Raw genomic sequence first — 25,629 nt, forward strand, 5'->3', positions numbered from 1 at the left:
GGGCGTGGTCAGGGGGTCTTGATGTTCTTGCGGGGCAGGCCGCCCTCGGCGTCGAGCACCTTGATGACCTCGGCGGAGTCGGTCACCGTGGCGCAGTAGCCCTCCAGCCAGTCCAGGGCGCGCTGCTTGTCGTCGAGGCGGGCCGAGACGACGCAGTCGGAGGGGACCCAGATGTTGTAGCCGCGGAAGAAGGCGTCGGCGGCGGTGGTCTGGACGCATATCTGCGTCTGCATGCCGGTGATCAGCACGGTGTCCACGCCGAGGGCCTGGAGGCGGTCGTGCAGGTCGGTCTCGTAGAAGCCCGAGTCCTTGCTCTTCTCCATGACGACGTCCTCGGGGGCCAGGAAGGCCTCGATGATGTCGGCGCCGTGGGTCCCGCGCTGGACCGGGAGGTAGCCGTCGTAGCGCTCGGCGTTCGGGTCGTCCGGGTCGTTGACGAGCTGCAGGTGGAAGATGTGGTGGCCGCGGCTGCGCATCTCGTCGAGGAAGCCGGTGAAGTGCGGGGTCGCAGCCTCGACGGCGGCGACGCGCTCCGGGTTCTTCTCGACCAGTTCGTACTGGAGGTCGTTGGTCAGGACGGCGATCTTGGACATGGCTGTGCCCTTCGGTGGAGTGGCGTGGTCCCGGGGCCCGTCCGGCGCACGTCGATGTGCGCCCCGGCGGGCGGTGGGTGAGGTGCGGTGAGGTGAGGTGGGGTGCTGCGCACCGGCCGGCCGGCCGCGAGGGGCCGTGCCGCACGGGCGGATCGGCCCGGGGCGGTGTACGGCGTGCTCGGCGCGGGGGCCCGCGCGGCCCGGGGGCGGCGCGGCGGTGGGGAGGGGCGCGGGTGCGGGTGCGGGTGCGCGGGAGGGGGGAGTTACGTGTCTGCGGGTACGGCGTCAGGCACGGTGGGCGTCAGGGCCGGTGCGCCTCAGGCCCGGTTCTCGTACGGCCCGGTGCGCGTCAGGCCCGGTGTGTGGACGGTCCGGTGTGTGGACAGCCTGCCGGTACGGAGGTCAGCTCGCGACCGCGACGCGGTCGGATTCGAGCTCGTGCAGCCAGGTGCCGGTGGCCTCGAAGTGGTCCGTGATGTCGGCGAGCCGGGCGTGCATGTAGAAGCCGGTGACGGGGCGGCCGTCGGCGCGGGCGTAGTCGGGCAGCCGGCCGTACTCGCGGAAGCCCAGGCGCTGCCAGAGCACGGAGGGGCCGTCGTCGCGGACTTCGAGCGTGATGACGTCGCAGCCCATCTCGCCGACCTTGCGCAGGGCCTCGGCCCAGCCTTCGAGCAGGAACTGCCCGCGGTGGTCGGGGGCCACGACGCAGCGGCGCATTTCGACGATGTGGCGCCGGGCGGGCAGCGGGGCCCGGGCGAGCGTCACCATGCCGACGATGCGGCCTTCGTCGTTGCGGACGTGGAGGAGGTCGACGGCGCCCTTGCGCAGGTCGGCCTCGAAGGCCCGCATCAGGGGCAGGCCCTTCTCCAGTCCTACGGGTTCGTAGAAGCCGAGGGTCATCTCCTTGACCGCGACGGCGTCCATCAGTTCGATCATCTCGCGCATGTCCTGTTCGGACAGTTCGCGCGGCCATGAATAGTGCATCGTCTTCCTTGGTGAGTAGACGGTGGAGCAGCCGGACCCCGGACATCGCGGCGCTGCCCCCGAAGGAGCGGCGCGGCACATCTGGAACGCGATGCCCGGGATCGCCGGACTGCGGGGGTGTCGGCCCTTCGGCTCTTCGGAGCGTCAGCCCTTCGGCTCTTCAGCCCTTCGGCTCTTCAGGGCGTCGCCGGCGGGGGTGGGCCGGCCGGTCAGACCGAAGCGGTGGCCCTCGTCTGCAGGTTGGTCTGTACGGCGGCGGCCGGTGCGGCCTGGGTCAGCAGCGAGGCGTCCGCGCCGGCCCCGAGCACGGTGGCCGCGTAGACCTCGACGAAGTAGGACACGAACAGCGAGTTGATCTTGATGAGGTGCCCGACGAAACGCTCCTCGTCGGCCTCGTCCTTGATGATGCGCATGATCAGGTTCCAGACCATGTCGACGTGGTCGTCGTCTTCGTCGAGGGCCAGGTGGGCGCGGGCGCCCTTGGTCTTGTCGGCGCCGACGTGCTGCTCCATGATGTCGAGCCAGTCGGGCTGGGTCTTGCCCGCGATGTACTCGAGGTAGAACCCGCTGATCATCGCGGCCAGCGGACCCTCCGTGGCCATCGTGTAGTAGAAGTAGCCGTTGAGGAGCTCGGTGGCGAAGGTCGGACGGATCGCGTAGATCTCCTCGTCCGTCATGCCGACCTTGTGCAGGTCGCCGGCGAACATGCGGTCGTGGCGGCCCTCTTCCGCGCCGTACAGGCCCCACTCCTTGCAGAGCTGCGGGTCCCGGGTGGCCCAGTAGTTGGCGATGAGCGGGTCGACGGCACGCTTGAGGCCGATCCGGATCATCGTCTCGACGTTGTGCCGCTTGTACAGCTCGAGGTCGAACTTCTCCTTGTCGAGCATCCCGTCGGCGCCCGCGCTGCGCTCGTAGAAGTCCCGCTCGAACTTCAGCAGGAGCTCGTCGACGCGCTTGCGGAACTCAGGGCGTTGCAGGTTGGAGTACGTGTTGTACGACTTACTACGAGGCATCTCATCCCCAGCCGAGATCGTTGACTACCTGACCCGGACCAGTGGCGGCGGCGATGTTCGCCGCACCACTCGTCGACGGGGCGAGGAAGACGGTCACGGCGAAAGTTGCCGCAATGGCGATGAGGAAACTCGCTATACGTGGCATGCTTGCCTGCCCCTCAAGATGTCTTGCGGTCCGGATCAGCTTCGGCATCATCCTGTCCGTTCGGCCACATCCGGAGCCATCCCTTTCTGGGATCATGTTGCCGCTGGCGAAAACATGACAGGGGGATGAATTGAACTCAATCAGACAAGTCCATCCTTTTGCAGTGCCCCGGCTCACCCACGCCGGGGACCGTCTCTACCGGTTCGTCACCCGAACACCGGGTACAACGTGCGAAACAGCGGCCCTGGCACTGGACATGAGCGCCGCGGAGGTGGAGGGGGCGGCGGACGCGCTCGACGATCTGGGGCTGCTGAGCAAGTGCCCCGTGACGGGCATCTACACCCCGTACCCCGTGGAGCACGCACGCATCAAGGTCCTCAACCCGGCGCAGCACAGCCTGAACGAGACCCAGTCTTTCCTCGATCAACTACGCGGAGAACTGGATGAGTTGACGATCAGGACCGCGGACCTCCAGGACGACACCTCGCTGGAGGTCGTGCCGGGCCTGGGTGACGTGCGCAAACTCATCGCCGGGCTCGCGGACGGCAGCCGGACCGAGGTGCTCACCTCCCAGCCCGGCGGCGCGCGGGACGAGGAGGTGCTCGCCGAGAGCCTGGAGCGGACCGAACGCCTGCTGGGGCGAGGGGTGCGCATGCGGACCCTCTACCAGCACACGGCCCGGTTCAGCCCGGCCACGGCGTCCTTCGTGGGGCGGGTGACACCGCTCGGCGCGGAAGTGTGCACGCTCGCCGGCGGCTTTCCGCGCTGCATCATCTTCGACAAGGAAGTGGCGATCATCCCGCTCGCGGACGGATCGCACGGGGCGGCGGTATCGAGAAATAGCCACCTTGTCTCGTTCCTATCGGAGGCCTTCGAGCGGGCCTGGAGCGCGGCCGAGAAATTCACCCCGGAAAACGATCAACCGGCGCGCGCCGTGATTACCTCCGACATTCAGCAGACCATCGTTTCGCTGCTCATTCAGGGCGAATCGGACAACAGAATAGCCCATGTGGTCGGTATTTCTTTGCGCAATTGTCAGCGCCACATTGCGAACATCATGAAGAGCATCGGCGCCCGCAACCGGCTCCACGCCGGATATCTGCTGGCGAAAGAGCCCTTCAACGGCGTCTGACCTGCCGGAAGCCGGAGCGGGCGGCCGCCCTTCGGGCGACGGCGGGAGTTTGCCCACAGGCCCTAGCGGCCGCCCGCCGCCGGAAGCGGAACCTCCACCGCGGCATCGGACGCGGCGTCCGGCGTGACCTCCACCGCGGGCTCCGGACCGTCCGCTGGCCGCGGCGCCGCGGCCCGGGGCTTCGAGGGGACCAGCGAGGTCACCGCCACCCCGCCGACCAGCAGGACGGCCGCCACCCAGCGCAGCCCGCTCACGTCCTCGCCGAGCACCAGCGCCGCCGAGCTCATCCCGAAGACCGGGACCAGCAGCGAGAAGGGCGCCACCGAGGAGGCGGGATAGGTGCGCAGCAGGAACCCCCACGCCCCGAACCCGAACACCGTGGTGATCCAGGCGAGGTACACGATGACCCCGACCCCGCTCCAGTCGAGCCCGCGCAGCGCCGCCAGGTCCCGCTCGGGGCCCTCGATCAGCAGCGACAGCCCCGCCAGCGGCAGCACCGGCACCACGCTCACCCACACCATGAAGTTCAGCGCGTCGGGCGGGGAGGCCTTGCGGGTCAGCACGTTGGACACGCCCCAGCAGGCGGCGGCCGCGATCACCATCGTGAAGCCCAGCACCGGCCCGGAGGCCCCCTCGTCCACGGCGGCCACGGCGATCCCCGCGAAGGCCACGGTCATGCCCGCGATCCGCAGCCGGCCCGGCCGCTCCCTGAGCACGACGGCCGCGAACACGGCGGTGAACACCGCCTGCGCCTGGAGCACCAGCGAGGACAGCCCGGCCGGCATCCCGTTGGCCATCCCGGTGAACAGCAGCCCGAACTTCGCGATGCCGAGGACCACGCCGACCGCGACGATCCATTTCCAGGCCACCTTGGGGCGCCCGACGAAGAACACCGCCGGCAGGGCCGCGACCAGGAAGCGCAGGGCGGACAGCAGCAGCGGCGGGAAGGATCCGAGCCCGAATTCGATGACGACGAAGTTGAAGCCCCAGACCGCGGCCACGAGGACCGCCAGGGCGATGTGAAGGGGTCGCATGCTCCGAGCATCCGCTCGTCAACCATTTAGCACCAGCGCGGATGTCTTCAGGGTCGGATGTAGCGTTGCTTCATCCAAGCTCCATCCAACTGCCCTGCCCGCGCCCTAAGCTGCCGGCATGCTCGACCTCTCCCGGCTCCGCGCCCTGCACGCCGTCTCCGTCCACGGCTCGGTCGGCGCCGCCGCGGCCGCCCTCGGGTACACCCCGTCCGCCGTCTCCCAGCAGATCGCCAAGCTGGAGCGGGAGACCCGCACCACCCTGCTCGAACGCCACGGCCGGGGGGTCGCCCTCACTGAGGAGGCCAAGCTGCTGGCCGCCACGGCCCAGCAGCTGATGGACATCTCCGAGCGGGCGGAGACCGCGCTGGAGGAGTCCCGGGGCCAGCCGGTGGGCCGACTGCGGGTCGCCGCGTTCGCCTCGGCCGCCCGCGGCCTGCTCCCCGGGGTCCTCGCGGACCTGGCCCACCGTCACCCGGCCCTGGAAGTACGGCTCACGGAGATCAATCCGCACCTGTCGATGGACCTCGTCTCGCGCGGGGTCACCGACCTGGCCGTGACCCACGACTGGGACATCGCCCCGCTGCCCGCCCCCGAGGGCGTGGAGCAGGCGGTGATCGGGGACGACCGCTGCGACCTCGTGGTGCCCGCCGGGCACCCCTTCACCTCCCGCGACGTCATCCACCGCTCGGACCTGGGCGGGCAGCGCTGGGTGTGCCAGCCGCCCGGCCGGGTCTGCCACGACTGGCTGGTGCGGACCCTGCGCACGGCCGGGTTCGAACCCGACATCACGCACGTCGCCGAGGAGAACCACACCATCGTCTCGCTGGTCGCCGCCGGGCTCGGGGTGGCCGTCGTACCGCGGCTGGGCACCGGGACGCTGCCGCCCGGCGCGGTGGCCGTACCGCTGGAGCCGGGCCCCGTACGCCGGTTGTACGCCCTGTGGCGGACCGGGGCCGCCCGGCGGCCGGCGATCACCGAGGCCGTACGGACCCTGCGCGAGCACTGGCCCCTGGTGGCCCCCCGTCCGGGGGACTCCGCGAGTGTCCCCCGCCCCGGAGACCCCGCCCCGCAGTAGGGTCCGGCGCGTGCCGAACCACGCCTCCCGCCGGACCCTGCTCACCGTGGCCGCCGTGGCCGCCGTCACCGCCGCGGGGGCCGCCTCCGCCGCGGTGGGCCCCGACCGCGGCCCCGACGGCCCGGCCCCCGACGACTCCCGGCCGGGCGACCGCGCGCCGGGCCGCTCCCCCGCGCCCCGGGTCCTGCCGCGCGAGACGATGGCGCGGATGAGCCTGGCCGAACTGGTCGGGCAGCTCTTCGTATCGCGGGCGTACGGACACTCGGCGACCGAGCCCGACCCCGAGGACGCCGCCCTCAACCAGCAGCTTTTCGGGGTGCGCACCCCCGCCGAGCTGGTCGCCCGCTACCACCTCGGCGGGATCGTCTACTTCGGCTGGGCGCACAACACCCGCTCCCCGCGTCAGATCGCCGAGCTGTCGGCCGGGCTCCAGCGGGCGGCCGCGGGCTCGGGCGGGGGCATCCCGCTGCTGCTCTCCATCGACCAGGAGCACGGCGCCGTCGCCCGCGTGGGCCGGCCCGCGACCCTGCTCCCGGGCGCCATGGCGCTGGGAGCCCTGGCCCTGGGCACCGGCGGTTCCACCGCCGAGGCCCGCCGGGCCGCGCGCATCGCGGGCGCCGAGCTGGCGGCCATGGGCATCCGGCACAACTACGCCCCGGTCGCTGACGTGAACGTCGATCCCGCCAACCCGGTCATCGGCGTACGGTCCTTCGGCGCCGACCCGCACGCCGTGGCGGCCCTGGTCTCCGCGCAGATCCGCGGCTACCAGGGCGCCGGGGTGGCCGCCACGGCCAAGCACTTCCCGGGGCACGGGGACACCGGCACCGACAGCCACGTCGGGCTGCCGCTGATGAAGCACACGCGGGCGCAGTGGGAGGAGCTGGACGAGCCGCCGTTCCGGGCGGCCGTGGAGGCGGGCGTCGACGTGGTGATGACGGCGCACATCGTCTTCCCCGCGCTCGACCCCTCCGGGGATCCGGCGACCCTCTCGCGGCCCATCGTCACCGGAATCCTGCGCGAACGCCTCGGGTTCCGCGGGGTGGTGGTCACCGACGCGCTCGACATGGCCGGGGTCCGCCAGAAGTACGGGGACGACCGGGTCCCGGTGCTGGCCCTGAAGGCGGGCTGCGACCAGCTGCTGAACCCGCCGGACCTGGGGCTGGCCGTGCGCAGCGTGCTGGCGGCCGTGGAGTCGGGCGAGCTGACCCGGGCCCGGATCGAGGAGTCGGTGCTGCGGATCCTGGAACTGAAGGCCCGCCGGGGCCTGTTCGACGCGGCGGCACGGCAGGTGGACGCGGCGGCGGCGATGGACGCGGTGGACGCCTCCGTCGGCATCCCCGCCCACCTGGCGGCCGCCGGGGAGATCGCGGACCGCACGACGACCCTGCTGGCCAATCCGGTGGGGCTGCTGCCGCTGGATCCGGCGGACCGGCCGCTGCTCCTGGTCACCGGGACCGACCCGGTCTCGCCCACGGGTACGACGGGACCCCCTACCGCGGTACTGGCCCGGGAGCTGTCCGCGCTGGGCTGCCGGGCCACGGCCCTGCCGCCCGCCCGCGCGGCGGCGGCCGCCCCCGGCAACGCGGCCGTGCTCGTGTGCACGTACAACGTCCCCGAGGGCGCGAGCCCGCAGCGCGAGCTGGTCACCGAACTGCTGGCCACCGGAGTGCCGGTGGTCCTCGTGGCGATCCGCAATCCCTACGACCCGGCCCGGCTGCCGGCCTGCGCGGCCGAGCTGGCCACGTACACCTGGACGGACGTGGAGCTGCGGGCGGCGGCCCGGGTGCTCACCGGGACGGTACGCCCCACCGGGCGCCTGCCGGTCCCGGTGCCGGGCCGCTACCCGCTGGGCCACGGGCTGGCGTACGGGTAGGTGCCCGTACCCCTCCCGCGGCCCGCAACGGCGCCGTTACGGGCGCAGCATCGGCTCGCGCTCGATGTCGCGCTGGTCGAGCTGCGCGTCCGGCTTCGCCAGCGGCGCCGCCTTCGCCGCGCCGGTGGGCGTGGCGGCCGGGGCCACTCCGGCCCACTTGAGGATCTTCTCGGTGGCCAGCGCCTTCTCGGCCTCCACGAGCTTGGAGACGTTGGCCCCGTGGTTGGCTCCCGGAGCGATCATCACGTAGCTGTCGCGGGCCCCGTAGCCGAGGTGGAACGGTTCGGCACCCCACGGGTCGTTCTGCCCGTTGATGAAGAGCATCTGGTTCGCGTTGTTCTTCACCCAGGTGTCGATGTCCCGCATCGCCGCCGGCTGGAAGGTCATCGGGATGTCGCGGGGCACGAAGTTGCGCGGCGGCTGGTAGCCGTAGCGGCTCAGGTTGCCCAGGTGGGGCTGCTTGATGTCGGGGGAACCGAGCTGGGTGCCCGCCTGGTAGTAGTACGGGGTGTACGTCTCCAGGCCCTGGTCGGCGTAGGCCGAGAAGCCGGAGATCCCGTCGATCGTGTCCCAGATCTCCTGGTCGGTCGCGGTGGCGGCGGCCGGGATGGTGGCGCAGTCGGCGAGCAGGCTGTACTGCCAGAAGGCCCACACGTAGTCGAGCACGACGGCCTCGTAGGCCTTGTCGAGGTTGCCGACGGTGTTGAAGGTCCAGCCGTTCTCGGCGGCGGCGGCCGCGTACTTGGCCTCCAGCGGCTCGCGGCGCACGAGCGCCTCGCGCTGCACCGCGTTCAGCTTGTCGCGGCACTCCTTGGTGCCGACCTGGGCGAAGAACCGGTCGTAGGCCGAGTCCTCCTTGTTCACCACGTCGTTGGGGGCGACGTACGCGACGACGCCGTCCATGTCGCGCGGGTAGAAGCGCTCGAAGTAGGTGGCCGTCATGCCGCCCTTGCTGCCGCCCGTGGCCAGCCAGTTCTTCTTGTAGACCTTCTTCAGGGCGGTGAAGACGCGGTGCTGGTCACTGGCGGCCTGCCAGATGTCCAGGTTCGCCCAGTTGGCCGGATCGGGGCGGGACGGGGTGAAGAATCGGTACTCCAGCGACACCTGGTTGCCGTCGACTATGGTCGTCGGCTCGCTGCGGCGCGGGTTGGTGTTGACGTTGTAGCCCGAGGTGAAGAACACCGTGGGCCGCGTGACGTCCTTGTGCAGCAGGGTCAGGCGCTGCTTGAAGGTGCCCTTCCACGGCGCACGGTGGTCCACCGGCTGCTCGTAGTTCAGTACGAAGAAGCGGTAGCCGGGGTACGGCTTCTCCTCGATCAGGCTCATCCCGGGGATCGCGAGGATCCGGTCCTTGATGTCTTCCGTGGCGGCCTTGGCATCCGTGGCGGTGGCATCCGTGACGGCGGACGGTTCCGCGGCGGTGGCCGCTTGCGCCGTGGTGCCGGCCGCACCCGCGGTGCCGATCAGCACCGCGAGCGACAGCAGCCATCCGAGCTTCTTGCGCATTCACACTCCCCATGAGTTCACATCGGTCGCCGTGAACCTAGCCGGGGGAACATGCGTCTGAACAGACCTAGTTGGGCCGCCCCATCAGCAAAGGATCCAGCCGGAATCGACGGATCCGGCCCCCACGCTCCCCTTCACATACACGCAGCGGCTGATCGCATGGGCGCTGACGGGTCCGGCGTACCGGGTGAATCGCCCCGCGTCGCGCACCGGGAAGCCGCCGCGCGGCTGGATGCTCACCGACATCGCCCGCCGCTGACCGGGCTCGCGGGCGACCGCCATCGCGCAGGCCCGGTCGCGGGTCTTGTAGACGCGCACCTCTCCCGTGGAGAAGGGCAGCGTCCGCACCAGGCTCCCGGCGCACCCGCCGGACGCCGCCTGCGCGGGCTGCGCCGCCAGCAGGCCGGCCGCGCCCAGCCACAGCGTCATGGTGACCACCACGGCGCGGGCGGCCCATCGCCCGCGCCGGTTGCGCGCCTTCAACACCCTGTCCCCCATCGGTCGTACGTACCACGTGCGTACGTTCGTACGACGCCGGGCCGCCCCGCATGGTTGCTCGGGACGAGAACTCAGCCCGTGGAACCGGCCGGTCCCCTCGATCCCGCCAGGTCCGGCGCTCCCGCCGGACCCCTCGCTCCCGCCGGGTCCGCCGCTCCCGCCGGGTACGTCCCGCAGGCTGCCGCGTGGTCGAAGACCGACTCCCGCGGCCTGACCAGCGTGGCGACGGCGATCGACTGGAGGTGCGTGGTGCGCACGGCGGGCATGTTCGCCTCACCGAAGACCCCGCCCGTCGCTCCCGTACCGCCGTTGTACGGGAGCAGGGGCAGGCAGCCGATGTGCGAGTCGTTGACCTTCAGCATGCCGCCGTTGACCACCTCCTCGCAGAACCGCTCGACGACCCGCTCGTCGCGGCTCCACAGGGAGTTGCGCAGGCCGTAGCGGTTGGCGTTGAGGAAGCCGATGGCCTCCTCCAGCCGGACCGGCGCCTCGGGCACGACCACGCACAGCAGCGGGAAGAAGGTCTCCTCGCGGAAGGCGCGCAGCCGCGCGGCCCGGGCCAGCCCGTCCACCCGGACGACCGCCGGGCGGATGAACGGCCCCGCCGCCGAGGGCTCGTCGTCCACGTCGACGAACTCCCCGCCGCACAGCAGCTCCCCGCCGGCCTCCAGCACCTCACCGAGGAACTCGGTGAACTCCGCCCGCTTGACCACCGGGCTCAGTACGGTGCGCGGGTCCTCCGGCGGCCCGGGCCGGATCTCCCGCACCTGCTCCATCAGCTCCTTGAGCAGCCGGTCGGCCACCTCCGGATGCACGATGGCGAACTTCGGGGTCATGCAGATCTGCCCGGAGCCGTAGTACCGCTCGCACAGCGCCCGCGCCGCGAGATCGGCCTCGGCGTCGTGCCACACCAGCACCCCGTCGTTGCCCGACAGTTCGAGTACGGGCTTCTTCCCCGCGGCCACGCACTCCCGCTCCAGCTTGAGGCCCTGCTCGGAGCCGCCGAAGAACACGAGGTCGTCGCAGTCGGGGCTGTCCAGCCACTGGCGCACCACGGCGCGGGCGTGCGTGCAGAGCACGTTCAGGGTGCCGGGCGGGGCGCCGAGCCGCTCCAGGAGCGGGGCCACGATCTCCCGGTAGACGAAGGAAACGCCCAGCGGGGCGGTGGGCGGCGCGTTGACGACCAGGCTGTTGCCGGCGGCGAGCGCCAGCGCCCCGTAGAAGGAGTTGGAGGTCGGGGCGTTGCGCGGCGGGCTCAGGCACACCACCCCGTCGGGCTTGCGCACCATGCGGGTCCGGCGGCCGGCGGCGGTCCGCTCGGGCTCCCGCAGCCGCCCGGCGAAGTCGGCGACGGAGTCCGGGTGGAGGGAGGCGGTCACGGAGTCCAGCTCCCAGGCGGCCAGCCGTACGGGGTGGCCCTCGGCGACCAGCAGCCCGGTCAGCTCCTCGCGCCGCTCGACCACGGCCCGGTGGACTCCGTACAGCAGCTCCAGCCGGTCCGCGAGCGGGATCCCCGCCCATCCCGGCTGGGCGGCGCGGGCGGCGGCCAGGGCGCGCAGCCCCTGCTCGGGGGTGGACAGGGCGACGCGGCCGGCCAGCAGCCGGTCGTCGTACGGCAGGTCCTCGCCGCGCTCCAGCCGGGCCTTGAGCCCCAGCACGGCGAAGGGCTCGCGGAGCAGCCGCCCCACCCGGGGCGAGTAGACCCAACGGGTGCCGGGCTCCTCGACGCCGTTGACCCATACCTCGTAAGAGTGCATCCACAAGTTCCTAGCGGGATAACGGGAGTTCGTGATCACGCAGGAGATTACGCTACGTGAACGGAGAACCCCGTACCGTAGCCGTGAAAGGCACTTGAAATGACGAACGACCTGCTCGACCGCAAGCTGGACCGCGCCTTCGCCCACCTGGACGTCAACGATGACCAGGTGATCGACGAGCACGACATCATCGGGCTCGGCTCCCGCCTGCTGTCGGCCCTCGGCGAGCCGGCGACCTCCCCCAAGGCGACCCAGGTGATGGGCGGGCTGGTCGACTTCTGGCAGGAGCTCTTCACCGAGCTGGACATGGACCGGGACGGCAAGGTCACGCCGGAGGAGTACAAGCGGGGCATGACGCGCCTCTTCCAGGACGACCGTGCGGCCTACGACAAGTCGTTCCGGCCGATGGCGCACGCGATGCTCCTGGTCGCCGACAAGGACGACGACGGGCGGATCAGCCCCGAGGAGTTCCACGCGGCCCAGCTCGCCTTCGACACCAAGCTGAACCGCGAGGACACCGACGCGCTCTTCGCCCGGATCGACGCGGACCACGACGGGTTCCTGTCCGTGGACGAGCTCCTCGGCGCGGTACGGGAGTACTACACCGGCACCGCGGAGGACGCCCCGGGCAACCTGCTCTTCGGCGAGCTCTAACCCTGAAATCGGCGGCGGTGTAACCGGGCATCCGGATTCCGTCAAGACGCGAAATGCCGGGTCGTGACTCCGCGCGGGTGGCGGGGCGTACTGGGACCAACCCCCATCCGCCTCGCTCACCGGAGGAGAACCGTCATGAACCACGTTTCCCGGAAGCCGCGCCTCGTCCTGTTCGCCGCTTCGGCAGCCCTCGTCGCGGGCGGCGTGCTCGCTCCGGCGGCCGCGTTCGCCGCCACCCCCGCGAGTTCGCACGCGGTCAGTGCCGACGACACCGGCAACGAGTCCACCCTCCTGCTCCGCACCGACTCCGACGAGGGCCTGATCCGCACGGACCGGCCCGCCAAGGACGGTCCGGGCAAGTGGGGCAACGGAAAGCACGGCAAGCGCCCCGGCAAGCACTCTCCCCAGGGCCCCGTCTTCCAGACCCCCGACAAGCCGGAGTACCAGTGCGTGGCCGCCCCCTGCGGGCCGCCCGAAGAGGTCGTCGGTGGAGGGACGGACGGAGACCCGGTGGTCTACAACCACGCGAGGCAGTGAGGCCGACGCCGCAGACCCCACGCCGCAGACCGACACCAGAGGCCGACACCAGAGCACCCCGGATCCCCGGGTCCGCACGACGGACCCGGGGATCCGGTGCGTGTCCGAGGAGACGCGAACCGCGCTTTTACGCGCATCAGCCCCCGGCGTCAAGCCCCGAATCCGAGTGGCGTGACGCGCATCCCGCCATCGGGTTTATTTGAAGTACGCCCTCCCCGGAAAACACCCCGGGAATCCAGAGGACAGGGAATCCACCCGAATCATTTTCGCCGGAAGATTCCCACACCCCCTTTCCTTTCCGAATGGAGAACGACCATGTTCAAGATCCTCTCGACCCGCCACATCGTCATCGCCTCCGCCTCCGTCGCCCTCCTCGGCGGTGGCATAGCCCTCCCCGCCACCGCGATGGCCGCCCCCTCGGTCGCCCCGCAGCACGCGGTCTCCGTCCTCCAGGACGACAGCGCCGACGGCATCGGCACCGGTGGCAACGCCAACGCGGAGAACACCACCGTCGGCGGCACCTCCCAGGGCGGCAACGCCAACAGCGGCGTGGGCAACTGCAAGGGGAAGTGCACCATCACCACCGGCGACGCACGGGGCGGCGACTCCAGCGCCGACGCCATCAACACCGGCGACGCCACCGCGGTCGGCGGCGACGGCACCGGTACCGGCGGAAACCTGAACAAGGTCAACAAGCAGGTGGTCAAGAACCAGCTGAAGCAGGACCTCAAGGCCAAGCTCGGCAAGTGAGCTCAGCCGGCCACCCGTCCACCACCCCGCAAAACGGCGCCCCCGGGATTCCCGGGGGCGCCGTCGTGTGTTGCGAACCGGCGGGCGTTCGCCCCCGGTATCAGGCGTTGCCGCCGGTGGCGGTCGCGTCACCGCTCACTGCGGTCGCATCGCCGGTGTTGATGGCGTCGGCACTCGCGTTGCCGCTCGTCGCGTTCCCGGTGGTGATCGTGCACCGGCCGATGCAGGTACCCACACCGGAGGTGGCGTCGCCCGAGACGGCCGTGCCGCCGGTGGTGGTGTTGGTGGCGGTGGCGGAGCCGCTGACGGCGTTGGCGTCGCCACCCCTGCGGTCGCCCTGGTCGCCCCCGCCGCCGTCCCCGCCGCGCACCGTCTTTCCGGTCGAGCTCGCGGCCGCGCGGCTGCTACGGCTCAGCACGTCCGCGGTCACGGCCGTGTTGACGCTGTCGAAGCAGAGGCCGTTGCACCGGTTGGAGGCGCCGTCACCCACGGCGGTGTTGGTGCTGGTGCCGCAGAGGCCCGTGCACTCGTTGAACGCACCCGCCCCGACCGCGGTGGTGACGCTGTCGCCGCACAGGCCCGTGCACTGGCCGGAGGCCCGGTCACCCACGGCGGTGTTGGTGCTGTCGCGGCACAGGCCCGTACAGCTGCCGGAGGCGCCTTCGCCCGCGGCGATGTTGTTGCTCCCCTGGCAGAACCCTTCACAGGCTCCGGGGGAAGCGCCGTCCACGAGGGCGCTGATGCTGCTGTGGCCGTAGTACGGGACCGCCGGTGCGGCCATCGCGGTCGCGGGCAGGGCGATGCCGCCGGCCAATGCCACGGAGGCCGTGGCCAGCACGATGCGACGGGTCCAGGAACGCTGGTTCATCGGAAATTCTCCGGGATTCGTGTGCGGAGCAATTCGACTGTGGCCAAGCGTGCGCGCGCTGGGTTTTGTTCGGGGCGACGCTATCGCGCGGATCCCGCCACCGTACGGATTCACCCACACACGGCGTGTTGTCACATCCCCGGCGCCTTACCCCGCCGCCCCGGGGAGCGCGGGCGCGACGCACTGCATTTATCAAGATCGACCATCCACGTCAAGCCCCGAATTAGAGTGGCGTGACGCGATTCCCGCCATCGGGTTTATTTGAAGTACGCCCTCCCCGGGAAACACCCCGGGAACCCAGAGGGCGGAGAATCCCCCCGGATCATTTCCGGATCCCTTCCCGGATCCTTTCCCCGGGAGATTCTCACCCCCCCTTCCTTTCCGAATGGAGAACGGCCATGTTCAAGATCCTCTCGACCCGCCGCCTCGTCATCGCCTCCGCTTCCGTCGCCCTGCTGGGCGGTGGCATCGCGCTCCCCGCCACGGCCATGGCCGCCCCCGCCACCGCCCCGCACCACGCGGTGTCCCTGCTCCAGGACGACAGCGCGGACGGCATCGGCACCGGCGGCGACGCCAACGCCGAGAACACCACCGTCGGCGGCGAATCCCGCGGCGGCGACGCCAACAGCGGCGTCGGCAAGTGCAAGGGCAAGTGCACGATCACCACGGGAGACGCCCGGGGCGGCGACTCCAGCGCCGACGCCATCAACACCGGCGACGCCACCGCCGTCGGCGGCGACGGCACCGGTACCGGCGGAAACCTGAACAAGGTCAACAAGCAGGTGGTCAAGAACCAGCTGAAGCAGGACCTCAAGGCCAAGCTCGGCAAGTGACCCGACCCCACCACCCCGCAGAACGGCGCCCCGGGAACCCCCGGGGCGCCGTCGTATCCCCAGGACGCCGGAGAGGCCCAGCCCCTCCGGCGTCTCCCGTGCGTTCCCGGCGCGTTCCCGGCGGCCACGGGAATTACCAAGATCGGCCATCCGCGTCAAGCCCCGAATGTGAGTGGCGTGACGCGGATCCCGCCATCGGGTTTATTTGAAGTACGCCCTCACCGGGAAACGCCGGAAGAAGTAGAGGGCAGGAAATCGCCCCGAATTCCCCCTCTTTCTTTTCCGAATGGAGAACGGCCATGTTCAAGATCCTCTCGACCCGCCGCCTCGTCATCGCCTCCGCTTCCGTCGCCCTGCTGGGCGGTGGCATCGCCCTCCCCGCCACCGCGATGGCCGCCCCCTCGGTGGCCCCGCAGCACGCGGTCTCCGTCCTTCAGGACGACAGCGCGGACGGCATCGGTACCGGTGGCGACGCCAACGCCGAGAACACCACCGTCGGCGGCGAATCCCGCGGCGGCGACGCCAACAGCGGCGTTGGTAGTTGCAAGGGCAAGTGCACGATCACCACGGGAGACGCCCGGGGCGGCGACTCCAGCGCCGACGCCATCAACACCGGCGACGCCACCGCCGTCGGCGGCGACGGAACCGGCAAGGGCGGAAACCTGAACAAGGTCAACAAGCAGACGGTCAAGAACCAGATCAAGAAGGACCTGAAGGCGAAGCTCCACTAGGCACACCGGCACCACCCAGCAGAACGGCGCCCCCGGGATTCCCGGGGGCGCCGTTCGCGTGCCGCGGCCCTACGCCGCCGCGGCCGGCTCGTCCTCGCCCACGAAGGTGCGCCACAGTTCGGCGTACCGGCCGCCGCGGGCCAGCAGCTCGGCGTGGGTGCCGTCCTCCGCGACCCGGCCGCGGTCCATGACGACGACCCGGTCGGCGCGTGCGGCCGTGGTCAGCCGGTGCGCCACGACCAGCGTGGTGCGCTTGCCCGCGAGCCGGTCGGTGGCCTGGTTGACCAGGGCCTCGGTGGCCAGGTCGAGCGCGGCGGTGGCCTCGTCGAGCAGCAGGACGTCGGGGTCGACGAGCTCGGCGCGGGCCAGCGCGATCAGCTGGCGCTGGCCGGCGGAGAGGTTGCGGCCGCGCTCGGTGACGGCGTGCAGGTAGCCGCCGTCCAGCGTGGCGATCATGGCGTGGGCGCCGACCGCGTGCGCCGCGGCCTCCACCTCTGAGTCGCTCGCCTCGGGCCGCCCGTAGGCGATGGCGTCGCGGACCGTTCCCGGGAAGAGGTACGGCTCCTGGGGGACGACGCCGAGGCGGTGGCGGTAGCCCGTCAGGTCCAGCTCGCGCAGGTCCACCCCGTCGGCGGTGACCCGGCCGGCGGTCGGATCGTAGAACCGGGCCACCATCTTGACCAGCGTGGACTTGCCGGCCCCGGTCTCGCCGACGAAGGCGACGGTCTGCCCGGCGGGGATGCGCAGGCTGATCCCGGTGAGTGCCTGTTCCTTCTCCCCGCGCTCCTCGGCCGTGCCGTACGAGAAGTGGACCCCCTCGAAGGCGATCTCACCGCGCAGCTCGGGGACCGGGCGGGGGTCGGCCGGGCGCGGGGTGCTGGTGGGCTCGCGCAGCAGGCCCTGGATCCGGCCGAGGGAGACGGTGGCCTGCTGGTAGCCGTCGAAGACCTGGGAGAGCTGCTGGACGGGGGCGAAGAACAGGTCGATGTACAGCAGGAAGGCCACCAGCGCGCCGGTGGTGAGCGTGCCGGCCTCCACCCGCCCGGCGCCGACGATCAGCACGGCGGCCGCGGCCCCGGAGGACAGCAGCTGCACGAAGGGGAAGTAGACGGATATCAGCCACTGGCCGCGCACCCGGGCCTCGCGGTACGAGTCGCTGCGCTCGGCGAACCGGATCGCGCCGGCGCGCTGGCGGCGGAAGGCCTGGACGATGCGCAGTCCGGCCACGGACTCCTGGAGGTCGGCGTTGACCAGTCCGACCCGGTCGCGGGCGAGCTCGTAGGCGGCCACGGACTTCCGGCGGAAGAAGACGGTGCCGATGATCAGCACGGGCAGGGTGGCGAAGACGATCAGCGCCAGCTCCACGTCCAGGACGAGCAGGGCGACCAGGATGCCGACGAAGGTGAGGACCGAGACGACGGCGGTGACGAGGCCGGTCTGCAGGAAGCTGGACAGGGCGTCCACGTCGGTGGTCATCCGGGTCATGATCTTGCCGGTGAGCTCGCGCTCGTAGTAGTCGAGGCCGAGGCGCTGGAGCTGGGCGAAGATCTTGACGCGCAGGGCGTAGAGCACGCGCTCGCCGGTGCGGCCGGTCATCCGGGTCTCGGCGAACTGTGCGGCCCACTGGGCCATGACCACGCCGAGGGCGAGGAGGGACGCCGCCCAGACGGCGCCGAGGGCGGCCGCTTCGACGCCCTGGTCGATGCCGTGCCGGATCAGGATGGGCAGGAGCAGCCCGGAACCGGCGTCGAGGGCGACGAGGCCGAGGGATATCGCGAGCGGCGCCCAGAAGCCGCGCAGCAGGCGGCCCAGGTTGTAGCTGTCCTCGGCGGACGCCGCGCGGGTCTCGTCCACGTCGGGGGTGTCGTCGGCGGGCGGGAGCGCGGCCACCTGCGCGAGCAGTTCGGGGGTGGCGGACATCCCGGCGGCGGCGGTGGTCCTCTCCTCTTCCTCCTCCTGGCGCTGCCAGAGCTCGGGGGTGATCCCGCCGGCCACCCGGCGCTTGGCGTTGACCGGCTCGGAGTCGATCTCGGCTTCGAGCTCGATGTCGCGCTCGATGTCGCGTTCGAACTCCTCCATGGCGGGCGCCTCGGGCGTCCGCGGGGAGCCGGCGCCCAGCGCGTCCGGGTCGGTGAGGAGCCGCCGGTACAGGGCGGAGCGGCGCTCCAGCTCCTCGTGCGTACCGACGTCGGAGAGCCGCCCGTGGTCCAGTACGGCGATCCGGTCGGCGAGCGCCAGCGTGGAGCGGCGGTGGGCGATGAGCAGGGTGGTGCGGCCGGCCATGACCGCGCGCAGCGCCTCGTGGATCTCGTGCTCGACGCGGGCGTCGACGGCGGAGGTGGCGTCGTCGAGGAGCAGCAGGCGGGGGTCGGTGAGGATGGCGCGGGCGAGCGCGATGCGCTGGCGCTGACCGCCGGAGAGGGTCAGGCCCTGCTCGCCGACCGTGGTGTCGTAGCCAGCGGGGAGCGCCTCGATGAAGCCCTCGGCCTGGGCGGCGCGGGCGGCGGCCCGGATCTGCTCCTCGGTGGCGCCGGGGTGCCCGTAGGCGATGTTGGCGCGGATGGTGTCGGAGAAGAGGAAGGAGTCCTCGGGCACGAGCCCGATGGCATCGCGCAGCGAGTCGTAGGTCAGCTCGCGCACGTCGTGGCCGCCGACGCGGACGGCGCCGTGGTCGGCGTCGTAGAAGCGCGGCAGCAGTAGGGAAACGGTGGACTTCCCGCTGCCCGAGGACCCGACGAGGGCGACGGTCTCCCCCTCGGCGATCGACAGGCGGAACCCGTCGAGCACGGGCCGCTCGGGGTCGTACCCGAACCGCACGTCGTCGAACTCGACGGTCGCGGGTGCGTCGGCGGGCAGCTCCTTGCTCCCCTCCCGGATCACCGGCTCGGTGTCGATGAGCTCGAAGACGCGCTCCACGCCGGCGCGGGCCTGCTGGCCGACTGTCAGCACCATGGCGAGCATCCGGACGGGGCCGACGAGCTGCGCGAGATACGTCGAGAAGGCGACGAAGGTACCGAGGGTGACCTGGCCCTTGGTGGCCATCCAGCCGCCCAGCGCCAGCATGGCGACCTGGCCGAGGGCCGGTACGGCCTGCAGCGCCGGGGTGTAGCGCGAGTTCAGCCGGATCCCGCGCATCCGCCCGGCGAACAGCCGGCGGCCGGCGTCTCGCAGCTTGCCGGTCTCCTGCTCCTCCTGGCCGAAGCCCTTGACGACGCGGACGCCGGTGACGGCCCCGTCGACGACGGTGGCGACGGCGGCGGCCTGGCTCTGGGCGTACCAGGTGGCGGGGAAGAGCTTCTTGCGGCTGCGCTTGGCGATGAACCAGAGGGCGGGTGCCATGAGCAGCGCCACGACGGTCAGCAGCGGCGAGAGCCACAGCATGATCCCGAGGGATATCCCGAAGAGCAGGAAGTTGCCGATGGTCATGGGCAGCATGAAGAGCAACCCTTGGATCAGCTGGAGGTCGGTGGTCGCCCGCCCCACGACCTGCCCGGTGGACAGCTCGTCCTGGCGGCGGCCGTCGAGCCGGGCGATGGTGGCGTACATGTCGGTGCGCAGGTCGTGCTGCACGTCGAGGGCGAGCCGCCCGCCGTAGTACCTGCGGATGTAGGTCATCACGTAGACGAGGACCGCGGCGCCTATGAGCATCAGGGCCCAGGGCGTCATGGGCTTGCTCTGGTCGCCTATGACGTCGTCGAGGATCACCTTGGTGACGAGCGGCACGAGCGCCATGACGGCCATGCCGCCGAGCGAGGACCCGAGGGCCAGCAGCACATTGGCCTTGTACCGCCAGGTGTAGGCGGCGAGCCGCCTCCCCCACCCCTGTTTGCTTCCAGCCGCCGTTCCCGCCGTCGCCGTAGCCACGTACTGCCTCCCCGTTCGTCCTGCTCTACCGGAAGCGCCAACGCTCCGACCGGCGGATTTCATCCCGCCGCAACAATTCGAACTGGATTGCGCGGGTTCCGCGCGCGGTGCTGGGCCTACGGGGCGTCGAACTCGTACTCCAGTACGTAGGCGGAGGCATCGAGCACCATCTCGTTGACCTCCACCACCCGCCCGTCGGCGTCGAAGGCGGTACGGACGACCAGCACCACGGGCGTCCCGGCGGCCAGCCCGAGGCTCGCGGCCTCCTCGGCGTTCGGCATCCGCGAACGGACCTCCTCGCGGAACCGCGCCGGCTTGAGCTGCTGCTCTCCGAGCTGGTCAGCAACGCCGTACGGCACTCCCGCGCACCGCAGGGCCGCGACCTCGGCATCCGGCTCGCCCGCTACGAGGGACTGCTGCGCGTGGAGGTCGCCGACGCCGGACCCGCCGTGAAGCTCACGCCACAGGTGGTGCCGGACACGGACGAGCGGGGCCGGGGCCTGGCGATCGTCGCCGCCCTCGCCGAACGCTGGGGCTGCTGTCCCCGACGGCACGGCATCGGCAAGGCGGTCTGGGCCGAGGTCACGACGTAGGCGGCGACTTCACCGCGCACCCCTCAGACGTGGGTGGGTGCGAACATCCTCAGCTTGGCCGGAAGGAGCAGGAGCGAGGGGCCCGGGGTCTTCAGGGACTTGGCCAGGTCCTCGCGGAGGGATTCCGGGGTGGTCGTGGTCGCCGGGATGTCGAAGGAGGCCGCCAGCGCCACGAAGTCGGGGCGGGTCAGGGTCGTGCCCGTCTCGCAGCCGTACTCGCGCAGGATGCCGTAGCCGCCGTCGTCCACGATCAGCCAGGTGACGTCCAGGTCGTGCTGGCGGGCGGTGGCCAGGTCGGCGATCGAGTACATCGCGCCGCCGTCGCCGGAGACCGCGAGGACCGGGGTGTCCGGCTCCGCGACGGCCGCGCCGAGGGCCGCCGGGAAGGCGTAGCCGAGGCCGCCCGCGCCCTGCGCCGAGTGCATGGTGTTGGGGTGCTTGGCGTCGAAGGCCGACCAGGCCCAGTAGGCCAGGATCGTCATGTCCCAGAAGGACGGGGAGCGGGGCGGGAGGGCCTGGCGGATCGAGGTCAGGAGCTGCTGCTCCAGCGTCAGTTCCTGGGAGGCCAGTCGGTCCGCGATGTCGGCGAGGAGCAGGCGGACCCGCTCGGGGGCCTGCGGGTCGGGGCGTTCGGCGACCGTTTCGAGGAGTGCCTGCAGGGCCAGGCGGGCGTCCGCGTGGATGCCGAGGCCCGCGTGGTTGGACTCCAGCTTGCCGAGGTCCGCCTCGATCTGGACGACCCGGCCCTCCGGGAAGAACGTGTGGTAGTTCGAGGACAGTTCGCCCAGGCCCGAGCCGACCACCAGCAGGACGTCGGCGTCCTCCAGGAAGTCAGTCATGTGGCGGTCCTCCAGCCAGGACTGGAGGGAGAGCGGGTGGGTCCAGGGGAAGGCGCCCTTGCCGCCGAAGGTGGTGACGACGGGGGCGTTCAGGCGTTCCGCGAGCTGCTTCAGCTTGCCCGCCGCGTCCGAGCGGATCACCCCGCCGCCCGCGATGATCACCGGGCGCTCGGCGTTCTCCAGCCAGTGCGCCGCCAGCGCGGTCAGCTCCGGGCGCGGCGCCAGTTCGTGCGGGGTCGCGTCCATGCCCGTGACCTGCGGGAGGACGGTTTCCGCGCGCAGGACGTCCTCCGGGATCTCCACCCACACCGGCCCGTGCGGGGCGGTCAGTGCCGACTCCCAGGCCTCGGCGATCACGGACGGGATCTGGGAGGGGGTCCGGGCGGCGTGCACCGACTTGACCACGTCCCGGAAGGAGGCCGACTGGTCGCGCAGCTCGTGCAGGTGACCGCGCCGGCCGCCGCCCAGGCCCGGGGTCGGGACCTGCGAGGAGATCGCCAGAACGGGGGCGGAGGCCGCCGCCGCCTCGGCCAGGGCGGGGAGCGCCATGAGCGCGCCCGGGCCCGTGGACAGGAGGAGCGGGGCCGCCTCGCCGGTCATCCGGCCGTACGCGTCGGCGGCGAACCCGGCGTTGTTCTCCGTACGCAGGCCCACCAGGCGCAGGTCGGAACGGCCGACGGCGTCGAAGAGGCCGAGCGCGTGCTGGCCGGGCAGGCCGAAGACGGTGGTCGCGCCGAGGGAGCGCAGCGTTTCCACGACCAGGTCCCCGCCCGTGCGCCCCGGCGGGGGCGCGAGGGCCGCCGCCTTCTGGGCTTCGGTGGGACGGAGTACCAGGTCGTGGTCGTGCGTCACTTCTTGCTTGCCCTTCGGGTTCGCCTTCGCCTGCGCGCTGTGCCTACTTGGCGCCGCGTGCCGCAGAGATCTGACGGCTCATGATCGTGGTCAGCTCGTACGCGGTGTGCGAGGCCGCGACCGAGGTGATCTCCGCGTGATCGTACGCCGGGGCGACCTCGACGACGTCCGCCGAGACCAGGTTGCAGGAGGAGAGCCCGCGGATGATCTCCAGCAGCTCGCGGGAGGTCATGCCGCCCGCCTCCGGGGTGCCCGTACCGGGCGCGTGCGCCGGGTCCAGCACGTCGATGTCGATGGAGATGTACAGCGGGCGGTCGCCGATGCGCTGGCGGAGCTGGTCCGCGACCTCGTCGGCGCCGCGGCGGTAGACGTCGGCCGAGGTGACGATGCCGAAGCCCATCTTGGCGTCGTCGTCCAGGTCCTGCTTGCCGTACAGCGGGCCGCGCGTACCGACGTGCGACAGGGCCTCGGTGTCGAGGATGCCCTCCTCGACGGCGCGGCGGAACGGAGTGCCGTGCGTGTACTCGGCGCCGAAGTACGTGTCCCAGGTGTCCAGGTGGGCGTCGAAGTGCAGCAGCGCCACCGGGCCGTGCTTCTTCGCCACCGAGCGCAGCAGGGGCAGCGCGATGGTGTGGTCGCCGCCGAGGGTCATCAGGCGGGAGCCGTTGCCGATCAGCTCGTCGGCGGCGGCCTCGATCGTGTCGACGGCCTCGTTGATGTTGAAGGGGTTCGCCGCGATGTCGCCGGCGTCGGCGACCTGCGCGAGCGCGAACGGGGAGGCGTCCTGCGCGGGGTTGTACGGGCGCAGCAGGCGGGAGGCCTCGCGGATCGCGTTGCCGCCGAAGCGGGCGCCGGGGCGGTACGAGACTCCGGAGTCGAACGGCACGCCGACGACGGCCACGTCGGCCTTGCCGCCGACCTCGTCCAGGCGGGGCAGCCGGGCGAAGGTCGCGGGGCCCGCGTAGCGCGGGATGCGGGAGGAGTCGACGGGGCCGCGCGGCTGCGTGCTCATGGGGGGCCTTCCGGGGAGGTGTGCGGTGCGGTCCTTCGAGCGTAAACGGACACCCGGGGTGGGCGAAGTGTACGTTTCATCCATCAGGCTCCCCCGATGTGTACGGAGTATCCACTCATGGAAGCCCCTCCCACCCCGCCGGTCGCGCTCGGCCGGCTGCTCGCCGACCACGAACTGGGGCTGCGCCACCTGGCGGGGCCCGCCGAAGCGGAACTGCACGGGGTCCACGCCTCCGAGATGGCGGACCCGTCCCCGTACCTGCTGGGCGGCGAACTCCTCCTGACGGCGGGCGCGGGCCTCGCGGCGGTGGCCTGGCCGGCCGGGGGGACGGAACCCGCCCCGGGCAGCCGGGCGGAGCCCTCGGGGGCGGAGGCCTCGCCGACCCGGGACACGGACCACGCCGCAGGCGGCCAGGCGGAGCCATCGGGGGTGGGCGGCGGTCCGGCGGGAGTCGGGCTCGCCGACGTTCGCCCCGGCCACGGGGGCGCGGGACACGCGGACAGCGGGCGTGCCCACAGCGGGGCGGGCAGTACGGACCAGGCCGGCACCAGGCGCGCGGATGCCGGGCGCGCGGGTGCCGGACACGCTGGCGCCGGACACGCGGATGCCGGGCTGATCGAGGCCGGACCGTACGTCGCGCGGCTGGTCCGGGCCGGGGTCGGGGCTGTCGGCTTCGGAGTGACACCGGTGCACGAGACCGTGCCGCGGTCCCTCGTCGAGGCCTGTGAGCAGTACGGGCTGCCGCTGATCGAGGTGCCGCCCGGGACCCCCTTCACCGCGGTCGGTCGGAGCGTCTGGCGGCTGATGGCACGGGCCCGCACCGCCGAGCTCCGCCGGGTGACCGAGGCCCAGCAGTCCCTGGCGGCGGCCGCCGCCCGCCCGGACCCGGTCCCGGCCGTCCTGCGCCGCCTGGCGGCGGCCCTGGGCGGCTGGGCCGGCCTCCTCCCCACCACCCGGCCGGACGCCCCGGGGGCCACCATGCCGGGGCCCACGGTGGCAGGACCCGCAGCAGCGGGATCCGGGGCGGCACCCACCGAAGCAGGGACGGGGCCCGCACCCACCGGGGCAAGCGCCGATCGGCCCGCGCCCACCGGGACAGGGGCCGGGCCTGCACTCACCGAAGCAGGGACGGGGCCCGGACCCACCGGGGCAAGCGCCGATCGGTCGGCACCCACCGGGACAGGGGCCGGGCCTGCGCCCACCAGGGCAAGCGCCGATCGGCCCGCGCCCACCGGGACAGGGGCCGTCCGGACCGCACCCGCCGGGACAGGAGTCGGGCCGAAACCCACCACAGCAGGGACCGGGGCCGCGCCCACCGCGCCGGAGGGCCCGGACGCCCGTCAGGAGCAGGGCCTCGGGGCGGGCGCCGCCGGGGCGGAACACGGGCCGATGCCCGCAGGACCGGCGGGACCCTCTGGACCGGCGGGAAAGGTGGGAACGGCGGGACTTTCCGGCACGGCCGGCCCGGCCACCCTCGCCACCCTCACCGCCCCCGGCGCCTCCGCCGGAACGGCGCCCGCGCCCGAGGCGCTCGACGTGCTCACCGAACTCGCCCGACGGGTCGCACCCGGCTCCGCCGTCACCGCCACGGCGACCCACGGCGGCCTCCACCTCAGCGTCCACGCCCTGGGCGACGGGCGGGTCCTCGCCCTCGCGAACCCGACGCGGGCACCCGGGGACCACACCATCGCCTCGGTCGCGGCCGTCCTGCTGACGCTGCTCACCGCCCACCGCCCCGCCGGGTCGGAGGCCGCCCTGACCCGGCTGCTGCTCGACGGGGATCCGGCGACGGCACTGGGCCCCGGGCCCTGGTACGCCGTCCACGCCCGCGGCACCGGGGACCCGCGGGCCCTGGCGGCCGCGCTGGGCACCGTACTGCTGGACCCGCGCGGGTCCTCCGTACCCGGGGATCCCCTGCGCGAGGACGCCGCACGCACAGGCTCCGCACACCCAGGCTCCGTACCCCCCGGCTCCGCACGCGCAGGCTCCGTACCCCCAGGCTCCGTACGCCTACTCACCCGCCGCGAGCCCGCCCCGCAACCCGGCTGGCGGCTCGGGGTGAGCGCCGCGGCCGAGCCCGGCGGCCTGCCCGGCGCCGACGCGCAGGCCGGGCGGGCCCTGGAGCGCGCCGAGGCGGCCCGTACCCGGTTGGTCCGGCACCGGGACCCCGGCTTCTCGGGCCTGGTCGGCGCTGCCGAGGCCCGGGCCCACGCCGAGGCCGTGCTCGCGCCCCTCTCCTCCGCACTCCGGGAGACCCTGCACGCCTGGCTGGCCCACCACGGCAGCTGGGACCGCAGCGCGGCCGCCCTCGGCATCCACCGCAACACCGTCCGCCAGCGCATCTCCCGGATCGCCGGCCTGCTGGGCGAAGCCGACCTGGACGACCCGGACACCCGGATGGAGCTGTGGTTCGCGCTGCGCCACACCGACGGCCCGGACGGCCCGTAGGCCGTGTCGCGGCGTGCGACGGACGGGGAGACGCTGGG

At 72.2% G+C, this 25,629-nt stretch carries 21 protein-coding genes and 1 pseudogene; 10 read left to right on the top strand and 12 right to left on the bottom strand.

Annotation, left to right across the window (positions count from 1 at the left end; translation table 11 throughout):
* Positions 1-8: 8 nt before the first annotated feature.
* The 3 genes from ACIQV3_RS33670 to ACIQV3_RS33680 all read right to left on the bottom strand — a co-directional run bounded on the left by ACIQV3_RS33670 (position 9) and on the right by ACIQV3_RS33680 (position 2,590).
* Positions 9-593 (bottom strand): cysteine hydrolase family protein, encoded by a 585-nt coding sequence (locus tag ACIQV3_RS33670; RefSeq protein ID WP_389698301.1) that lies wholly within the window; start codon positions 591-593, stop codon positions 9-11.
* A gap of 402 nt (positions 594-995) precedes the next feature.
* Positions 996-1,577: a GNAT family N-acetyltransferase gene (locus ACIQV3_RS33675; protein WP_403719144.1), complete on the bottom strand. Its 582-nt coding sequence runs from the start codon at positions 1,575-1,577 to the stop codon at positions 996-998.
* A gap of 209 nt (positions 1,578-1,786) precedes the next feature.
* Positions 1,787-2,590 carry a hypothetical protein gene (locus tag ACIQV3_RS33680; protein WP_403719147.1) on the bottom strand — a complete coding sequence of 268 codons (804 nt, stop codon included), beginning with the start codon at positions 2,588-2,590 and terminating at the stop codon, positions 1,787-1,789.
* 401 nt (positions 2,591-2,991) lie between these two features.
* Between ACIQV3_RS33680 and ACIQV3_RS33685 the strand changes: the two genes are divergently transcribed.
* Entirely contained in the window at positions 2,992-3,867 is an 876-nt protein-coding gene (locus ACIQV3_RS33685; RefSeq protein ID WP_403719150.1) for a helix-turn-helix transcriptional regulator, read from the top strand.
* Positions 3,868-3,929: 62 nt separating this feature from the next.
* Here the strand turns inward: ACIQV3_RS33685 and ACIQV3_RS33690 are convergent, their stop codons facing one another.
* Positions 3,930-4,901, bottom strand: coding sequence for an EamA family transporter (locus ACIQV3_RS33690; protein WP_403719152.1), 972 nt, complete (start codon positions 4,899-4,901; stop codon positions 3,930-3,932).
* Between the two features lie 118 nt (positions 4,902-5,019).
* Between ACIQV3_RS33690 and ACIQV3_RS33695 the strand changes: the two genes are divergently transcribed.
* Positions 5,020-5,976, top strand: a complete 957-nt coding sequence (locus ACIQV3_RS33695; protein ID WP_403719154.1) for a LysR family transcriptional regulator — start codon at positions 5,020-5,022, stop codon at positions 5,974-5,976.
* A 10-nt stretch (positions 5,977-5,986) separates the two neighbouring features.
* Positions 5,987-7,849 (top strand): glycoside hydrolase family 3 protein, encoded by a 1,863-nt coding sequence (locus ACIQV3_RS33700; protein ID WP_403719157.1) that lies wholly within the window; start codon positions 5,987-5,989, stop codon positions 7,847-7,849.
* A 36-nt stretch (positions 7,850-7,885) separates the two neighbouring features.
* On the opposite strand, the gene ACIQV3_RS33705 is transcribed toward ACIQV3_RS33700, so the two are convergent.
* From ACIQV3_RS33705 to ACIQV3_RS33715, 3 genes are all read right to left on the bottom strand, one after another.
* Complete coding sequence (locus ACIQV3_RS33705) at positions 7,886-9,355, bottom strand: S28 family serine protease (protein WP_403719162.1); 1,470 nt, start codon at positions 9,353-9,355, stop codon at positions 7,886-7,888.
* 84 nt (positions 9,356-9,439) lie between these two features.
* Complete coding sequence (locus ACIQV3_RS33710) at positions 9,440-9,853, bottom strand: hypothetical protein (protein ID WP_403719166.1); 414 nt, start codon at positions 9,851-9,853, stop codon at positions 9,440-9,442.
* A gap of 71 nt (positions 9,854-9,924) precedes the next feature.
* Positions 9,925-11,610: an aldehyde dehydrogenase family protein gene (locus tag ACIQV3_RS33715; RefSeq protein ID WP_403719168.1), complete on the bottom strand. Its 1,686-nt coding sequence runs from the start codon at positions 11,608-11,610 to the stop codon at positions 9,925-9,927.
* A gap of 99 nt (positions 11,611-11,709) precedes the next feature.
* Here ACIQV3_RS33715 and ACIQV3_RS33720 point away from each other — a divergent pair, with 99 nt between their 5' ends.
* The 3 genes from ACIQV3_RS33720 (at position 11,710) to ACIQV3_RS33730 (ending at position 13,551) form a co-directional block, all read left to right on the top strand.
* Complete coding sequence (locus tag ACIQV3_RS33720; protein WP_403719170.1) at positions 11,710-12,264, top strand: EF-hand domain-containing protein; 555 nt, start codon at positions 11,710-11,712, stop codon at positions 12,262-12,264.
* Positions 12,265-12,399: 135 nt separating this feature from the next.
* Entirely contained in the window at positions 12,400-12,801 is a 402-nt protein-coding gene (locus ACIQV3_RS33725; RefSeq protein ID WP_403719173.1) for a hypothetical protein, read from the top strand.
* Positions 12,802-13,116: 315 nt separating this feature from the next.
* Positions 13,117-13,551, top strand: coding sequence for a hypothetical protein (locus tag ACIQV3_RS33730; RefSeq protein ID WP_403719176.1), 435 nt, complete (start codon positions 13,117-13,119; stop codon positions 13,549-13,551).
* A gap of 100 nt (positions 13,552-13,651) precedes the next feature.
* Here the strand turns inward: ACIQV3_RS33730 and ACIQV3_RS33735 are convergent, their stop codons facing one another.
* Complete coding sequence (locus ACIQV3_RS33735) at positions 13,652-14,419, bottom strand: hypothetical protein (RefSeq protein ID WP_403719179.1); 768 nt, start codon at positions 14,417-14,419, stop codon at positions 13,652-13,654.
* Between the two features lie 398 nt (positions 14,420-14,817).
* Between ACIQV3_RS33735 and ACIQV3_RS33740 the strand changes: the two genes are divergently transcribed.
* Positions 14,818-15,252 carry a hypothetical protein gene (locus tag ACIQV3_RS33740; protein WP_403719182.1) on the top strand — a complete coding sequence of 145 codons (435 nt, stop codon included), beginning with the start codon at positions 14,818-14,820 and terminating at the stop codon, positions 15,250-15,252.
* Between the two features lie 299 nt (positions 15,253-15,551).
* Positions 15,552-15,983 (top strand): hypothetical protein, encoded by a 432-nt coding sequence (locus tag ACIQV3_RS33745; protein ID WP_403719186.1) that lies wholly within the window; start codon positions 15,552-15,554, stop codon positions 15,981-15,983.
* 69 nt (positions 15,984-16,052) lie between these two features.
* Here the strand turns inward: ACIQV3_RS33745 and ACIQV3_RS33750 are convergent, their stop codons facing one another.
* Both ACIQV3_RS33750 and ACIQV3_RS33755 read right to left on the bottom strand, forming a co-directional pair.
* Complete coding sequence (locus ACIQV3_RS33750) at positions 16,053-19,910, bottom strand: ABC transporter ATP-binding protein (RefSeq protein WP_403719189.1); 3,858 nt, start codon at positions 19,908-19,910, stop codon at positions 16,053-16,055.
* A 53-nt stretch (positions 19,911-19,963) separates the two neighbouring features.
* Positions 19,964-20,164: pseudogene (locus ACIQV3_RS33755) on the bottom strand (UTRA domain-containing protein); the annotation flags it as partial.
* Between the two features lie 18 nt (positions 20,165-20,182).
* Here ACIQV3_RS33755 and ACIQV3_RS33760 point away from each other — a divergent pair.
* On the top strand, positions 20,183-20,440 hold the full coding sequence (locus ACIQV3_RS33760; RefSeq protein WP_403719290.1) for an ATP-binding protein: 258 nt from the start codon (positions 20,183-20,185) through the stop codon (positions 20,438-20,440).
* A 23-nt stretch (positions 20,441-20,463) separates the two neighbouring features.
* Here ACIQV3_RS33760 and ACIQV3_RS33765 read toward each other — a convergent pair whose 3' ends face one another.
* Positions 20,464-22,131 (bottom strand): thiamine pyrophosphate-binding protein, encoded by a 1,668-nt coding sequence (locus tag ACIQV3_RS33765; protein WP_403719192.1) that lies wholly within the window; start codon positions 22,129-22,131, stop codon positions 20,464-20,466.
* Positions 22,132-22,174: 43 nt separating this feature from the next.
* Entirely contained in the window at positions 22,175-23,143 is a 969-nt protein-coding gene (gene speB / locus ACIQV3_RS33770) for an agmatinase (protein ID WP_327306617.1), read from the bottom strand.
* Between the two features lie 117 nt (positions 23,144-23,260).
* On the opposite strand from speB, the gene ACIQV3_RS33775 reads away from it, so the two are divergent.
* Positions 23,261-25,591 carry a helix-turn-helix domain-containing protein gene (locus tag ACIQV3_RS33775; protein ID WP_403719195.1) on the top strand — a complete coding sequence of 777 codons (2,331 nt, stop codon included), beginning with the start codon at positions 23,261-23,263 and terminating at the stop codon, positions 25,589-25,591.
* The last annotated feature ends 38 nt before the right edge of the window (positions 25,592-25,629 follow it).

The organism is Streptomyces sp. NPDC099050 (genome assembly GCF_044759865.1).
Taxonomy (GTDB): domain Bacteria; phylum Actinomycetota; class Actinomycetes; order Streptomycetales; family Streptomycetaceae; genus Streptomyces.